Origin of the sequence: Achromobacter sp. ACM05 (assembly GCF_019218915.1) — a bacterium.
GTDB classification, from domain to species: domain Bacteria; phylum Pseudomonadota; class Gammaproteobacteria; order Burkholderiales; family Burkholderiaceae_B; genus Achromobacter; species Achromobacter animicus.
This window is the reverse complement of sequence record NZ_JAHUWQ010000014.1, coordinates 1-445: the sequence shown is the minus strand read 5'-3', so window position 1 is coordinate 445 and position 445 is coordinate 1. Positions and strand designations below refer to the sequence as shown.

Sequence of the window (445 nt, the reverse complement as noted above, 5' to 3'; positions counted from 1 at the left end):
CATCAACGCGTAACAATCAAGTAACAAATCCGGCGATTCCCTGCGCTATGCAAGGCGCTTTTGCGCCGCCAGCAACCCACAGGCTCCTGCCCGGCGTGGGCCAGGCAGGCCTGTGCAGTCTCACCCGCAGCCGCCGGGCATCAGGCCGTGGGCCGCTCTTCCACCTGCTGGCCCGGGTGGCGGGCGAAGCGGCGGATCTCCGGGCCATGCACCGGATCCTGGCTGTCCCAGGGCCAGCCGCCAAACTGGGTGCGGCGGTAGTCCATCATGGTCTGCATGATTTCCTGCTGCGTGTTCATCACGAACGGTCCGTACTGCACCACGGGTTCGGCAATCGGCCGGCCTTGCAGCATCAGCAGCTCCGCCACATCGCTGCCGGTGTTCTCCAGCACCCAGTCCTGGCCGGCGGCCATTTCCAGCGCCGCATGTTCGCGCAGCGTGTCAC

1 protein-coding gene is annotated in these 445 nt (G+C 66.3%); it reads right to left on the bottom strand.

All coding sequences use genetic code 11. From position 1 onward, the window contains the following. Window positions 1-140 precede the first annotated feature (140 nt). The coding region (locus KW836_RS27670; RefSeq protein ID WP_304505136.1) for a pirin-like C-terminal cupin domain-containing protein at window positions 141-445 on the bottom strand (305 nt) is incomplete at its 5' end.